Raw genomic sequence first — 12,644 nt, 5'->3', positions numbered from 1 at the left:
TCCGGCAGGTCTTCATGCTTCAGCGCGTCTACGCCAACCATCCGCTGGCCAACGTCACCATGGCGGTGGTGCTGGTCATGGGCCTGGCGTCGTTCCTGCTGATGCCCAGGGAGCGGGACCCGGAGATCAACTTCAACTGGATCAACATGACCACGATTCTCCCCGGCGCGTCGGCGGAGGATGTCGAGCGTCTGGTCACCGATCCCCTGGAGGAGGCGATCGGCCGCCTTCGCGACGTGCGCTTCGTGGTCTCGACCAGCCGCGAGAACGCCTCGAACATCCTGATCCGTTTCCAGGAGATCTCCGAGCGCGACTTCGATCGGCGCGTGGCCGATCTGCGCCGCGAGGTCCAGGCCATCGTCAACGATGAACTGCCGCCGGAAGCCCGCGATCCGAACATCCTCGAAGTTACCTCGTCGAACGGCTTTCCGACCGCGATCGTGCTGGTCGTCGGTCAGGCCCAGGACGAGGCGCTGCGCGAGCTGGCCCGACGGACGCGCCAGGACCTGGAGCGCCTGCCGGCCTCCGATTCGATCCTGGCCCAGGCCCTGGACGATCCCGAGCTGCAGATCCTGTTCGATCCCAGCGCCCTGGCCAATCGCGGTCTGAACGCGGCACAGCTGGCCGATGCGGCCGCTGCCAACTACCAGGACGTGTTCGCCGGCAAGCTGCGGACCGACAGCGGACAGTGGCTGGTGCGATCGGAGGGGCGCTTCATCGACCCGGAACGCCTGGCCGACTTCAAGCTCACCGCGCCCGATGGCGGGGTCGTGGGTCTGGACGAAGTCGCGCGGCTTCGGATCGGCCACAGCATTCCCGAGGAGCGGGTCAGCTGGCAGGGGCGACCGGCGATCATGCTGTCGATCAACAAGCGGGCCGGCTCGAACACCCTCGACCTGATCGCCGACATCAACGACTACATCGAGCGGGTCAATCCGGTGCTGGCCGAGAGCGGGCATCAGCTGGTGCTGGCCGATGATCAGACCATCGCCACGCGGGAAGCCATCGACGTGATGCGCAACAATGCCGTGGTCGGCCTGCTGCTGGTGCTCGCGGTCTGCTGGCTGTTCCTGGCCACCCGGGTCGCCTTGCTGGTTGCCGGCGGTCTGCTGGTGTCGGTGGCGGGCACCTTCGGGGTGCTGGCGGCGTTCGGATTCACCCTGAACATCACCGTGCTGCTGGGGGTGGTGATCGTCCTGGGGATGCTGGTGGACGTGTCGGTGGTCATGGTCGAGGCCCTGGTGCATCGCCTGCGCCAGCAGGAAGCGCCCATGAGCGCGGCCGTCAGCGCCCTGCGCGAGGTGGGTGTGCCCCTGACGGCCTCGGTGCTCACCACCATCGCGGCCTTCCTGCCCTTGATGCTGTTGCCCGGCATCGTCGGCAAGTTCATGTTCGTCGTGCCCTTCGTGGTCACCGTCGGCCTGCTGATCTCCCTGATCCAGGCCTTCTGGATCCTTCCGACCCAGATGGTCCACAGCCAGACCCGGCCGATGGCGGAAGACCCGAAGCACTGGCGCGTGCGTTTCAACCGCAGCGTGCGGCGTGGCTACGTGCGCGCGCTCGTGCGCGTCATGCGTCGCCCCTTGCCCTACATGGGCCTGGCCGGATTGGCCTTCGTTCTGGCCCTGCTGGCGGTGGGCTTGGGGAAGGTTCGCACGGAGTTCTTCGCCCAGGACCCGATCCGCCTGTTCTACGTCCAGGTCGACATGCCGGGCAACGCCAGCCTTGAGGACACGCTGGCGCAGGTCGAGGAGGTCGAAGCCCGCGTCCGCGAGCGCCTGCAGGACGGCGAAGCGCGCGCCGTCGTCAGCCTGGCCGGCATCCAGTTCACCGACATCGAGCCCCTGTTCGGCGATCAGTTCGGGCAGGTGCTGGTCTCGCTGAACTCGGTCAAGGGCGGGCGTCGTGTCGATCAGATCGTCGAGGGCATGCGCGAGCACGTGCTGGCCACGCCGGGCGAGGCGTCCATCGCCTTCCTGCAGCTCTCGGGCGGGCCGCCGGTGCAGCTGCCGGTCAACGTCAAGGTGAGGGCCGACGATTTCGATGAGCTCAATCGCGCCGTCGAGCGCGTTCGCGGGATCGTGGCCGACATCGAGGGCACGCGGGACATCAGTGACGATCGGACCCCGGGGCGCTCCGAGCTGGTGCTCGATCCGGATCTCGAAGCCCTGGCACGCCTCGGTCTGCCGCCGACCGTGCTGGCCCGACTGCTCCGTCTGCACGTCGATGGCGAAGTCGTCGGTTTCACGCGCGAGGCGGGCGATCGCTTCGAGCTGCGGGTCAAGGCCGATCGCGCCCCCCTGCAGGACCCGGCCCGCGTACTCGATGATCCGGTCGTCCTGCCGGGCGGTCAGCAGACCCATCTGGGCGCCCTGGTCGAGGCCGAGACCGGCAGCGCGCCGGGCAATATCAGGCACTGGAATCTGCGCCGGGCGGTCACGGTCGAGGCCGACATCGACCCCGAACTGACCAACACCGTGGAGGTCAATGAACGGATTCGGGCGGCCTGGGAAGAGGTGCGCGCCGAGTTCCCCGGCACCAATCTCGATTTCACCGGCGAGCTTGACGACATCAACGAGTCGCTGGACTCCATGGCCGTGCTCTTCCTGCTGGGTCTGGGCCTGATCTACCTGATTCTGGCGACCCAGTTCCAGAGCTACTTCCAGCCCATGCTGATCCTGCTGACCGTGCCGATGGCCTTCACCGGCGTGGTCTTCGGCCTGCTCGTCTCGAGCAATCCTCTGAGCCTCTATACTCTCTACGGCATCATCGCCCTGGCGGGCATCGCCGTGAACGCGGCCATCGTCCTGATCGACGCGGCCAACCAGCGCCTGGCGGTGGGCATGCGGCCTCTGCACGCCACCATCTATGCCGCTCGCCGGCGTGTGATCCCGATCTTCATGACCACGGCCACGACCATCGCCGGCCTGATGTCATTGGCGGTCGGCCTGGGCGGCCGCTCCCTGCTCTGGGGGCCGGTGGCCGTGACCCTGGTCTGGGGGCTGACCGTCTCTGCCCTGCTGACCCTGTTCGTGATCCCCGTGCTCTATCGGATGTTCATGCGCAACTCCAGTCGAGTGATCGCCGAGCCCTGATCGGGGTCATCCACTCGCTCCTTCCTCGAAGGCCTTCCCTTAGGTACAGGTGACTGATCCAGCCGGATTGGTTACCCTTGCCGGCTGTTCCAATTGCGCCCGACGGCATCGCTTCGACCATGACCGAACCCCTCTGGACACCGGCCCCGGAACGCGCGGCCGCCACGCACATGGCCCGCTTCATTCAGGTGATCGGGCAGCAGCTCGATCCCGGCGTTCGCGACTGGGCGTCGCTCTACCGCTTCTCCATCGACCAGCCCGAGGCCTTCTGGACGGCGATGTGGGAGTTCGGCTCGGTGGTGGCGGAGCAACGCGGTCAGCGCGTGACCGAAGCCTGGCCGGCGATGCCGGGCACGCGCTTCTTTCCGGAGGCTCGATTGAACTTTGCCGAGAATCTCCTGAAGCATCGCGACGACCGTCCGGCAATCATCCACGCCGGCGAAGACGGCATCCACGGCCAGATCAGCCACGCCGAACTGTATCGGCGGGTGGCGGAAGTGGCATCGGCGCTGCGCGCGATGGGCGTCGGGGAGGGCGATCGCGTCGCCGGCTACCTGCCGAACCTTCCCGAGACCGTGATCGCCATGCTGGCGGCCAGCTCGATCGGCGCGGTCTGGTCGTCCTGCTCGCCGGACTTCGGCGTCCAGGGCGTGCTCGATCGCTTCGGTCAGATCGAGCCCAAGGTGCTGTTCTGCGCGGCCGCCTACCGCTACAACGGCAAGACCTTCGACTGCCTGGCGCGGGTCCGTGAGCTGGCCGAGAAGATGCCTTCGATCGAGCGCATCGTGGTCACGCCCTACGTGGCCGAGGCCGTGGATCTCGGCGGCCTGCCCAAGGCCATCCTGTGGGACGAGTTTCGTGATGCTTCTGCCCGCGAGATCGAATTTGCCCAGCTGCCCTTCGATCACCCGCTCTATATCCTCTATTCCTCGGGCACCACGGGCGTGCCCAAGTGCATCGTGCACGGGCAGGGCGGGACGCTCTTGCAGCATCTGAAGGAGCTGATGCTGCACACGGACCTGCACCGGGACGATCGCCTGTTTTACTTCACGACCTGCGGCTGGATGATGTGGAACTGGCTGGTCTCCGGCCTGGCCGTCGGCTCGACCATCGTGCTGTTCGACGGCTCGCCCTTCGCTCCGGACGGCAATGTGCTCTGGGATCTGGCCGACGAGGCCCGCGTGTCGGTGTTCGGGACCAGCGCGAAGTGGATCGCGGCCTGCGACAAGGCCGGCATCAAACCGCGCGAGACCCACAGGCTCGATGCCCTCAAGGCCATCCTGTCGACGGGATCGCCGCTGCTACCCGAGTCCTTTGACTACGTCTATCGCGACATCAAGTCGGACGTGCAGCTGAGTTCCATCTCCGGTGGCACGGACATCGTGTCCTGCTTCGCTCTCGGCAACCCCATCCTGCCGGTCTACAAGGGCGAACTGCAGTGCCGGGGCTTGGGGTTGAAGGTCGAGATCCGCAACGACGATGGCGAGGTCGTGGTCGACGAGACCGGCGAGCTGACCTGCTCCCAGCCATTTCCCTGCATGCCCGTCGGCTTCTGGAAGGACGAGGACGGTTCGCGCTACCGCGCCGCCTACTTCGAGACCCACCCGGGCATCTGGAGCCATGGTGACTACGCGCGACTGACGCCACGCGGTGGTCTGGTGATCTACGGGCGCTCGGACGCCACGCTGAATCCCGGTGGCGTGCGCATCGGGACCGCGGAAATCTACCGCCAGGTCGAGAAACTCGATGAGGTCATCGAGTCGATCTGCGTCGGTCAGGATTACGAGGGTGACGTGCGCGTCGTGCTGTTCGTTCGGCTGCGGGAGGGTGTCGAGCTGGACGATGAGCTGCGCGATCGAATCCGCAGGACCATCCGCGCCAATGCCACCCCCCGCCACGTGCCGGCGGTGATCCTCGCGGTGCCGGACATTCCCCGAACCGTGTCCGGAAAGATCACCGAACTGGCGGTCAGAGACGTGATCCATGGCCGGCCGGTCAAGAACACCTCGGCCCTGGCCAACCCCGAGGCCCTGGAGCATTTCAAGGGTCGGGAGGAGTTGGGTTAAGGTCAAGGGCGGAATCTTTGAAACGCAAAGCAGCGAAGCAGCAAAGACGGAAAATCTTTAGAACGCGAAGCAGCTAAGCAGCCAAGGAAAGGAAAAAATAAAAGGAATAAAACTTCTGGTAACGTTAAGACGCCAGGGAAAGCGAAAACCAATGAGCTGTTAATCCGCTTTTTTGCCTTAGCGTCTTCGCGCCTTGGCGTTTAAAAGATTATTGCTTTTCTTTGCTGCTTCGCTGCTTTGCGACCAAAAGATTCTTGGTCTTCGTTGCTTTGCGACCAAAAGGTTTTCAAAATGCGCGTGATTTTCTCCCACGGCCATCTGTCCAGTCCGCAGAGCCGCAAGATCCAGGTGCTGGCGCCGGTGGCCGAACGGATCGGATGTTCTGTCGAAGCGATCGACTACACGGATCTGCAGGATGATCCCTTCGGGCGGGTAGAGCGTTTGAAAGCCCGCATTTCAGAGTTGGACGAGGCGCCGGTCCTGGTCGGTTCGTCCCTGGGCGGTCTGGTGTCCCTGGCGGCGGCCGAGGTCGTGCCGGTGGCCGGCCTGTTCCTGATGGCGCCGGCCCTGTTCATGGAAGATCGGATGCCCGGTGGCGTGGTGCGTGAGTCCTATGCGCCGCGCTGCGATCGGATCACCGTGGTTCATGGCTGGCGAGACGATATCTGCCCCTGGCAGGGGAGTGTGAAGTTTGCCGAGCAGACCCGCGCCGACCTCTATCTGATCGACGCGGACCACCGTCTCGAGGACGCGTTGATCTCGATTCAGGGCTGGCTGAACGACTTTCTCTCGACCTTGAGCTGATTGCCGCTTCGGTCAGTCCCGGAGCTTGATGCGCCGAGGCAATCCCCGTCTGCCCTGATCGGTGAGCCTCGGCTGGTGTACCCTAGCGACATTCCCATTTCACGGATGCTTCATGAGCAACATCCCCACCCGCAATCTGGCCCTGTTCTGCGACTTCGAGAACGTCGCCCTCGGCGTTCGCGACGCCCGCTACGACGCCTTCGACATCCAGAAGGTGCTCGAGCGCCTGCTCCTGAAGGGCAATATCGTCGTGCGCAAGGCCTACTGCGACTGGGGCCGGTATCGCGAGTTCAAGGCGGCCATGCATGAAGCGGCCTTCGAGCTGATCGATATCCCCCACGTTCGCATGTCGGGCAAGAATTCGGCGGACATCCGCATGGTGGTCGATGCGCTCGACCTCTGCTATACGAAAGGCCATGTGGACACCTTCGTGGTGATCTCGGGCGATTCCGATTTCTCGCCGCTGGTCTCGAAGCTTCGGGAGAACAACAAGACGGTGATCGGCGTCGGGGTCAAGAGTTCGACCTCGGACCTGCTGATGTCCAACTGCGATGAGTTCATCTTCTACGACGACCTGATCCGCAAGCCGAAGAAGCCGGCCAAGAAGAAGGCCGCGAAGAAGAAGGCCTCGAAGAAGGCGGCGGCCAAGCCCGCGGTCGACGAGAAGCAGCAGGAGGCCTTCGATCTGGTGCTGGAGACGACCGAGGATCTGTTCTCCGACCGGGATGCGGAAGAGAAGGTCTGGGGGTCCATGGTCAAGCAGGCACTGAAGCGCCGCAAGCCTGGCTTCAGCGAGTCCTACCATGGCTTCAAGAGCTTCAACCATCTGCTCCAGGAAGCGCAGAAGGCCGGCTTGCTGGAACTGCAGCACGACGAGAAGTCCGGCGGCTACATCATCAAGTCCTACAAGTCCGACGACTGAGGGCCGGCACAAAAAAAGGCCGGTCATGGGAGACCGGCCCTGATTCAGAGTTTCCAGGCCACAGCGGCCTGATCCGAGTTCGCCTCAGTCGGCGCTGCCGGACTGGAAGAGGTGCACATCTCGCTGCGGGTAGGGGATGGAGCAGCCGGCGGCTTCCAGTTCCACCTTGAGGGATTCCAGCAGCTCGCTGCGCACCACCCAGTAATCGGCCGTGGCCACCCAGGGACGGACGGCGAAGTTGACGCTGGAATCGGCCAGGTCCATCAACAGGAACACCGGCGCCGGGTCCTTCAGCACCTTCTCGTGCGCCGTCACCACCCTCTCGATCACTTCGCGCGCCTTCTTCAGATCGTCGTCGTAGGACACGCCGATGATCATATCGATGCGGCGCGTGTCGAAGGCCGAGTAGTTGGTGATCGGAGCGCTGGTGATCTCGCTGTTCGGGACGATGATGTGGCGGTTGTCCGGCGTGGTCAGCTCGGTCTGGAAGATGCCGACGTTCTTGACCGTCCCTGAGACCCCGCCGGCCTCGACGAAGTGGCCGGTGGTGAAGGGTCGGAAGCCGACCAGCATCAGGCCCGAAGCGAAGTTGCTGAGCGAACTCTGCAGGGCCAGGCCGACGGCCAGGGCCGCGCCACCGAGCACGGCGATCAGCGGCGTCACCGCGATGCCGAGGTATCCGATCGAGATCAGGACCACCGACAGGAGCAGGAAGACGTACAGGATATTGGCCAGGAAGTTGACCAGCAGCTGATCGATCTGGCGCTTCGCCATCGCGCGGCGCAGGACCTTGACCAGGGCCTTGGCCACCCAGCGCCCGATGATGAAGATCAGCAGGGCGCCGATGACCTGCCAGGCCAGGGCCAGGATGTCAGCGGTGTCGAGATTGGCGAACCAGGTCTTGAGTGCGTCCATCAGGGTCTCCGTTCGAATGAGTTCAGAACCAGTCGCCACCCTTGTTCAGGGTGACTTCGATCTTGTCGCCGAGTTCGGCGACCTGTTCGATGACATAGTCCAACATATGGCCGTCAACGGCGCTGTAGGGCAGGTTCTCGCAGAGCTTGAGGAAGGGCAGGCCTTCCAGGTCGCCGACGGCGAGATAGCCGGTGCGCAGCATCAGGTTGACGCGCAGGCACTTGACCGGATCGTGGTCGGCCAGCGGGGCGACGGTGGTCTCGAAGCGCAGGAAGCGCTTGCCTTCCTGGCTCTTGAGTTCGGCCACGAACACGCTCTGGCGACGTCCGGAATCACCGACCGGCACTTCCAGGCCGAGCATGAAGGGCTCGTCGTGCACGACCTCGTAGTACTGGCGGAGGTAGTCCTCGATGGCGGCGAAGGTCTCCATCATTTCGGCTCCAGGCGGACGGCGCCATCGAGGCGGATCGTGGTGCCGTTGAAGTAGCGGTTTTCGACGATGTGCGCGGCCAGGTCCGCGAACTCCGACCCGTGCCCCAGGCGTTTGGGGAAGGGAATCGACTCGCCCAGGGCCTGCTGGACCTGCTCGGGCATGATGTCGACCATCGGCGTGTGGAACACCCCAGGAGCGATGGTCATCACGCGCACGCCGATGCGGGTGAATTCGCGCGCCATCGGCAGGGTCATGCCGACCACGCCGCCCTTCGAGGCCGAGTAGGCGGCCTGGCCGATCTGGCCTTCGAAGGCGGCGACGGAGGCGGTATTGATGATCACCCCGCGCTCGTTGTCCTCGCCCGGCTCGTTGTGCTGCATCCGATCCGCGGCCGCCTTGGCGACGTTGAAGCTGCCGACCAGGTTGACCATGACGGTCTTAGAGAAGGTGTCCAGGGGCATCGGCGCTTCGCGCCCCAGCACGCGGCCCGCACCGAGAATGCCGGCGCAGTTCATGGCGACGTTCAGGCCACCCATCCAGTCGTGGGCCTGGCCGACGACGTCGATCACATCGCTTTCGCTGGTCACGTCGACCTGGAAGAAGCGGGCCTTGTCAGCCCCCAGTTCATCGACGGCAGCCTGCGCCTTGTCGGCGTTGACGTCCAGCAGGGCCACCTTGCCGCCCTCTGCCACGAACTTCTGGGCCACGGCAAAACCGAGACCGGAAACGCCGCCAGTAATCACGGCCTTGATGTTGGTCAGGTTCATCGAGTTAATTTCTCCTTAGATTCAAAACCTTTTTGATCGCAAAGCAGCAAAGCAGCAAAGAAAAGGGCAACAAGTTCAGAGTCGATGTACGACACGTTTGATGCCGTGCTTCAGCAGCCTGTGGTTCCAATTGATCAGTAAACCCAGTCTCAGATCCGATAATTTCAGATAGGTGAAAAGCTGAGCTTCGTGAACGGTGTTCGGGTTCTGGCTCACCTTGTTCTCGACAATCAACGCATCGTCGATGAGCATGTCGATTCGAAACGCCTTCTCTATCTGGTGCCCGTCGTAATGGATCGGAAGCATGACTTCCGTCGAAACGCGATGTCCGCGTCTTTCCATCTCGATCTTCAAACACGCCTGATAGGCTGATTCAAGCAGCCCGGGACCCAAAGCAGTATGCACCTTTATGGCTGCATCAACGGTAGCGCGGGCAATTTCCTCAAGCGCTTCTCTTTCCATCCTTTCTTAGCTGCTTCGCGTCTTAGCGTCTTCGCGTTCCAAAGCTTGTGTCTTTTCTTTGCTGCTTCGCTGCTTCGCGATTCAAAGATTTTTCTTTTCGTGTCCTTTCTTCGCTGCTTAGCTGCTTTGCGATTTAAAGATTTTCGCCTCTAGTTTCTTTTCAAAATGGCCTGGCCAGTGCGAGATCTCGGTCGGCCGAGTTCGCCGGCGATCCAGTCGCCGACCTGGGCCAGGGCCTTCAGGTCCACGCCGCAGTCCAGGCCCAAGCCCTGCAGCATGTAGACCACGTCTTCCGTGGCCACGTTGCCCGTCGCGCCGCGCGCGTAGGGGCAGCCGCCGAGGCCGGCGACTGACGAGTCGACGGTGCGTATGCCGGCTTCGATGCAGGCGTGGATATTGGCCAGGGCCTGACCGTAGGTGTCGTGGAAATGCACGGCCAGACGCTCGACGGGGATCGATTTCGCCACCGTTTCGATCACCGCCCGCGCCTTGGCCGGCGTACCGACGCCGATCGTGTCGCCGAGGGAGATCTCGGCGCAGCCGGCCTGATCGAGGGCCTCGGCCACGCGCACCACTTCCGACACCGGCACCTCGCCCTGGTAGGGGCAACCCAGGACCGTGGAGACATAACCGCGAACACGGACACCGTCGGCCCGGGCGCGTTCGACCACGGGCTTGAATCGTTCCATGGACTCGGCGATCGAGCAGTTGATGTTCTTCTGGTTGAAGGCCTCGGAGGCCGCGGTGAACACCGCGATCTCCTCGGCACCGACGGCGCGGGCGCGCTCGTAGCCCTTCAGATTCGGCACCAGGACCGGGTAGCGAACCCCGGCCCGTCGTTCGATGCGCGAATACACGTCCTCGGCGTCAGCCAGCTGCGGGATGGCCGGCGCGCTGACGAAGCTGGTGGCTTCGATCACCGGCAGGCCCGTCGCCGACAGACGGTCGATGAGCTCGACCTTGACCTCGGTCGGAATGGTGTAGGGCTCGTTCTGCAGGCCGTCGCGCGGCCCGACCTCGACGATGCTGACCCGGTCCGTCATGGCGTGCTCAGACCGACTCGATGGCGATCGCCGTGGCTTCCCCGCCGCCGATGCAGAGGCTGGCTACGCCGCGGCCGCCGCCGCGCGCCTTCAGGGCATGGATCAGGGTGACGAGGATGCGCGCACCGCTGGCGCCGATCGGGTGACCCAGGGCGCAGGCGCCGCCGTGCACATTGACCTTCTCGTGCGGCAGGTCCAGCTCCTTCATCGCGGCCATGGTGACCGTGGCGAAGGCTTCGTTGATCTCGAACAGATCGACCTGATCGGCACTCCAGCCGGCCTTGTCCAGCACCTTCTGCATGGCACCGACCGGGGCCGTGGTGAACCACTCCGGCTCCTGGCTGTGGGTGGCGTGGGCGACGATGCGTGCCAGGGGCTTCAGACCCTGCTCGATGGCCGCGCTTTCCCGCATCAGCACCATGGCGGCCGCACCGTCGGAGATCTTCGACGAGCTGGCGGCCGTGATCGTGCCGTCCTTGGCAAAGGCCGGGCGCAGGCCGGGCATCTTCTCGACGTTGCAGCGCGGCGGCTCTTCGTCGGTCCTGATTTCCACCTCGCCCTTGCGGGTACGCACGGTCACCGGCGCGATCTCGGCTTCGAAGGCGCCGGAATTCAAGGCGTCCATGGCGCGCTCGACGGAGGCCTTCGAAAAGGCGTCCTGCTCCTCGCGGGTGAAACCGTACCTGGCCACGCACTGTTCGCCGAACTGGCCCATCATCTGGCCGTCGTAGGGGTTCTGCAGACCGTCGAAGAACATGTGGTCCAGGGCCTGGACGTGGCCCATGCGCAGGCCGCGGTCCATCAGGTAGGGAGCGTTGGTCATCGATTCCATGCCGCCGGCCACGACGACGTCGGCCGAGCCGGCCAGGATCGCGTCATGGCCCTGCATCACGGCCTTCATGCCCGAGCCGCAGACCTTGTTGATGGTGGTGCAGCCGGCCGAGGTCGGCAGCTCGGCGCCGAGTGCGGCCTGGCGCGCCGGGGCCTGGCCCGTGCCGGCGGGCAGCACGCAGCCCATGATCACTTCGGAGACCGCCTCCGGGGCGACGCCCGAATCGGCCAGGGCGGCGCGGATGGCGGCCGAGCCCAGCGCCGGCGACTTGACCGGGGCAAACTGGCCCTGGAAGGAGCCGATGGCCGTGCGGCGGGCGGAAACGATGACGATGGCGTCGCTCATGAGGGGTCCTCGTAGTCGATACGGTTGAACAAGACCGCCCATTATCGCAGGTTGGCCTCGCTTTCGTGCAGATGCGCACAGGACGGGACGGAACTGCGCTCGCGCGGCAGCGTCGAAGCAATCGGACTCCTGCCGAGGCGCATGCCCCCATGACCCCGATTCGACTGCTTACCGTGTTGCTGACGATTGCCGCGCTGGCCGGCTGCGTCTGGGTTCAGCCTGAACCCGGCTCGTACCGGATTCGGCTCGTGGAGCGCCATCAGGTGCACCACTGCGAGCGCCTGGGTGAGACCACGGTCTCGGTCCGCGACCGGGTCGCAGGCGTCCAGCGCAGCCCGAGCACGATCGAGGAGGAGCTGCTGACCCTGGCGCGCAACTCGGCGTATGAACTTGGCGGCAATCGCCTGGTGGACGAGGGCCGAATGGGCCCGGGCAAGGGACGCTATGGCATCTACCGCTGCGAAGCCGACTAAACCTCGAGATTGAAAGAAAAACCTTTAGATCGCAAAGCAGCGAAGCAGCAAAGAAAAGTAAAAGATCAGAAGATTTGACCCGCAGATTCGAAGCGCGCGTGGGACAAAAGCCTTTGATTTCGAAAAGCTATTTTCTTGGTCTTTATTCTTTGCTGCTTCGCTGCTTCGCGATTCAAGGATTCTGCTTTTGTCTTTGATCCTGTAGTCAGGCGAAGTGCTCGTCGAGATAGCGATTGACTTCCCTTTCCACCGCCGGCTCCAGGTAGGACAGCAGGAAGCCCAGCTGGGCCCGCACGTGCACGACCTCCGAATTGACGTCGATCTCGCCATGGACGCCCATCCGCTCGAACACGATCGTGTCGCCGTCCCAGCCGTAGTTGACGGCGAACTTGTCGGCCAGGTCCCGCGCGAGGTCGTCGGCGACCTTCTGCGCCTCTTCCAGGGTCTTGCCGTGGGTCTTGATGACGTCGATGGCCATCTTGGAATC

General features: G+C 64.1%; 12 protein-coding genes. 5 read left to right on the top strand and 7 right to left on the bottom strand.

Annotated elements, in window-relative coordinates; genetic code table 11:
- The first annotated feature begins 14 nt into the window (after nucleotides 1-14).
- The 4 genes from WM2015_RS11205 to WM2015_RS11190 all read left to right on the top strand — a co-directional run bounded on the left by WM2015_RS11205 (nucleotide 15) and on the right by WM2015_RS11190 (nucleotide 6,887).
- Nucleotides 15-3,095 (top strand): efflux RND transporter permease subunit, encoded by a 3,081-nt coding sequence (locus tag WM2015_RS11205; RefSeq protein ID WP_049726130.1) that lies wholly within the window; start codon nucleotides 15-17, stop codon nucleotides 3,093-3,095.
- Between the two features lie 119 nt (nucleotides 3,096-3,214).
- Nucleotides 3,215-5,161 carry an acetoacetate--CoA ligase gene (locus WM2015_RS11200; protein WP_049726129.1) on the top strand — a complete coding sequence of 649 codons (1,947 nt, stop codon included), beginning with the start codon at nucleotides 3,215-3,217 and terminating at the stop codon, nucleotides 5,159-5,161.
- Nucleotides 5,162-5,452: 291 nt separating this feature from the next.
- Nucleotides 5,453-5,965 (top strand): alpha/beta hydrolase, encoded by a 513-nt coding sequence (locus WM2015_RS11195; RefSeq protein ID WP_049726128.1) that lies wholly within the window; start codon nucleotides 5,453-5,455, stop codon nucleotides 5,963-5,965.
- 112 nt (nucleotides 5,966-6,077) lie between these two features.
- A complete protein-coding gene (locus tag WM2015_RS11190) occupies nucleotides 6,078-6,887 on the top strand; it encodes an NYN domain-containing protein (protein ID WP_049726127.1) in 810 nt (269 codons plus the stop codon).
- An 84-nt stretch (nucleotides 6,888-6,971) separates the two neighbouring features.
- Here WM2015_RS11190 and WM2015_RS11185 read toward each other — a convergent pair whose 3' ends face one another.
- From WM2015_RS11185 to WM2015_RS11160, 6 genes are all read right to left on the bottom strand, one after another.
- Nucleotides 6,972-7,802, bottom strand: coding sequence for a mechanosensitive ion channel family protein (locus WM2015_RS11185; RefSeq protein ID WP_049726126.1), 831 nt, complete (start codon nucleotides 7,800-7,802; stop codon nucleotides 6,972-6,974).
- 22 nt (nucleotides 7,803-7,824) lie between these two features.
- A complete protein-coding gene (locus tag WM2015_RS11180; protein ID WP_156201126.1) occupies nucleotides 7,825-8,235 on the bottom strand; it encodes a hypothetical protein in 411 nt (136 codons plus the stop codon).
- Nucleotides 8,232-9,002, bottom strand: a complete 771-nt coding sequence (locus tag WM2015_RS11175) for an SDR family NAD(P)-dependent oxidoreductase (RefSeq protein ID WP_049726124.1) — start codon at nucleotides 9,000-9,002, stop codon at nucleotides 8,232-8,234. Before WM2015_RS11175 ends, WM2015_RS11180 begins: the two co-directional genes overlap by 4 nt.
- 75 nt (nucleotides 9,003-9,077) lie before the next feature.
- Nucleotides 9,078-9,464 carry a GxxExxY protein gene (locus WM2015_RS11170; RefSeq protein WP_049726123.1) on the bottom strand — a complete coding sequence of 129 codons (387 nt, stop codon included), beginning with the start codon at nucleotides 9,462-9,464 and terminating at the stop codon, nucleotides 9,078-9,080.
- A 149-nt stretch (nucleotides 9,465-9,613) separates the two neighbouring features.
- Nucleotides 9,614-10,507: a hydroxymethylglutaryl-CoA lyase gene (locus WM2015_RS11165; RefSeq protein WP_049726122.1), complete on the bottom strand. Its 894-nt coding sequence runs from the start codon at nucleotides 10,505-10,507 to the stop codon at nucleotides 9,614-9,616.
- Between the two features lie 7 nt (nucleotides 10,508-10,514).
- The gene (locus WM2015_RS11160; protein ID WP_049726121.1) at nucleotides 10,515-11,684 is read right to left on the bottom strand and encodes an acetyl-CoA C-acyltransferase; all 1,170 of its coding nucleotides are present in this window, start codon (nucleotides 11,682-11,684) and stop codon (nucleotides 10,515-10,517) included.
- Between the two features lie 149 nt (nucleotides 11,685-11,833).
- On the opposite strand from WM2015_RS11160, the gene WM2015_RS11155 reads away from it, so the two are divergent.
- Nucleotides 11,834-12,157: a DUF4156 domain-containing protein gene (locus tag WM2015_RS11155; protein WP_049726120.1), complete on the top strand. Its 324-nt coding sequence runs from the start codon at nucleotides 11,834-11,836 to the stop codon at nucleotides 12,155-12,157.
- 205 nt (nucleotides 12,158-12,362) lie between these two features.
- Here the strand turns inward: WM2015_RS11155 and WM2015_RS11150 are convergent, their stop codons facing one another.
- Nucleotides 12,363-12,635 carry a polyhydroxyalkanoic acid system family protein gene (locus WM2015_RS11150; protein WP_049726119.1) on the bottom strand — a complete coding sequence of 91 codons (273 nt, stop codon included), beginning with the start codon at nucleotides 12,633-12,635 and terminating at the stop codon, nucleotides 12,363-12,365.
- Between the last annotated feature and the right edge of the window lie 9 nt (nucleotides 12,636-12,644).

The sequence above is a fragment of the Wenzhouxiangella marina genome, from assembly GCF_001187785.1.
Taxonomy (GTDB): Bacteria; Pseudomonadota; Gammaproteobacteria; order Xanthomonadales; family Wenzhouxiangellaceae; genus Wenzhouxiangella; species Wenzhouxiangella marina.
The sequence above is the reverse complement of the archived record's forward strand: the minus strand, read 5'-3'. Positions and strand labels throughout refer to the sequence as shown.

What these genes read in the sequence shown, in the direction of transcription:
- WM2015_RS11200 (WP_049726129.1), top strand. Translation starts at nt 3,215, where the DNA reads ATGACCGAACCCCTCTGGACACCGGCCCCGGAACGCGCGGCCGCCACG.
- WM2015_RS11175 (WP_049726124.1), bottom strand. Translation starts at nt 9,002, where the DNA reads ATGAACCTGACCAACATCAAGGCCGTGATTACTGGCGGCGTTTCCGGT.
- WM2015_RS11205 (WP_049726130.1), top strand. Translation starts at nt 15, where the DNA reads ATGCTTCAGCGCGTCTACGCCAACCATCCGCTGGCCAACGTCACCATG.
- WM2015_RS11180 (WP_156201126.1), bottom strand. Translation starts at nt 8,235, where the DNA reads ATGATGGAGACCTTCGCCGCCATCGAGGACTACCTCCGCCAGTACTAC.
- WM2015_RS11150 (WP_049726119.1), bottom strand. Translation starts at nt 12,635, where the DNA reads ATGGCCATCGACGTCATCAAGACCCACGGCAAGACCCTGGAAGAGGCG.
- WM2015_RS11170 (WP_049726123.1), bottom strand. Translation starts at nt 9,464, where the DNA reads ATGGAAAGAGAAGCGCTTGAGGAAATTGCCCGCGCTACCGTTGATGCA.
- WM2015_RS11185 (WP_049726126.1), bottom strand. Translation starts at nt 7,802, where the DNA reads ATGGACGCACTCAAGACCTGGTTCGCCAATCTCGACACCGCTGACATC.
- WM2015_RS11165 (WP_049726122.1), bottom strand. Translation starts at nt 10,507, where the DNA reads ATGACGGACCGGGTCAGCATCGTCGAGGTCGGGCCGCGCGACGGCCTG.
- WM2015_RS11155 (WP_049726120.1), top strand. Translation starts at nt 11,834, where the DNA reads ATGACCCCGATTCGACTGCTTACCGTGTTGCTGACGATTGCCGCGCTG.
- WM2015_RS11195 (WP_049726128.1), top strand. Translation starts at nt 5,453, where the DNA reads ATGCGCGTGATTTTCTCCCACGGCCATCTGTCCAGTCCGCAGAGCCGC.
- WM2015_RS11160 (WP_049726121.1), bottom strand. Translation starts at nt 11,684, where the DNA reads ATGAGCGACGCCATCGTCATCGTTTCCGCCCGCCGCACGGCCATCGGC.
- WM2015_RS11190 (WP_049726127.1), top strand. Translation starts at nt 6,078, where the DNA reads ATGAGCAACATCCCCACCCGCAATCTGGCCCTGTTCTGCGACTTCGAG.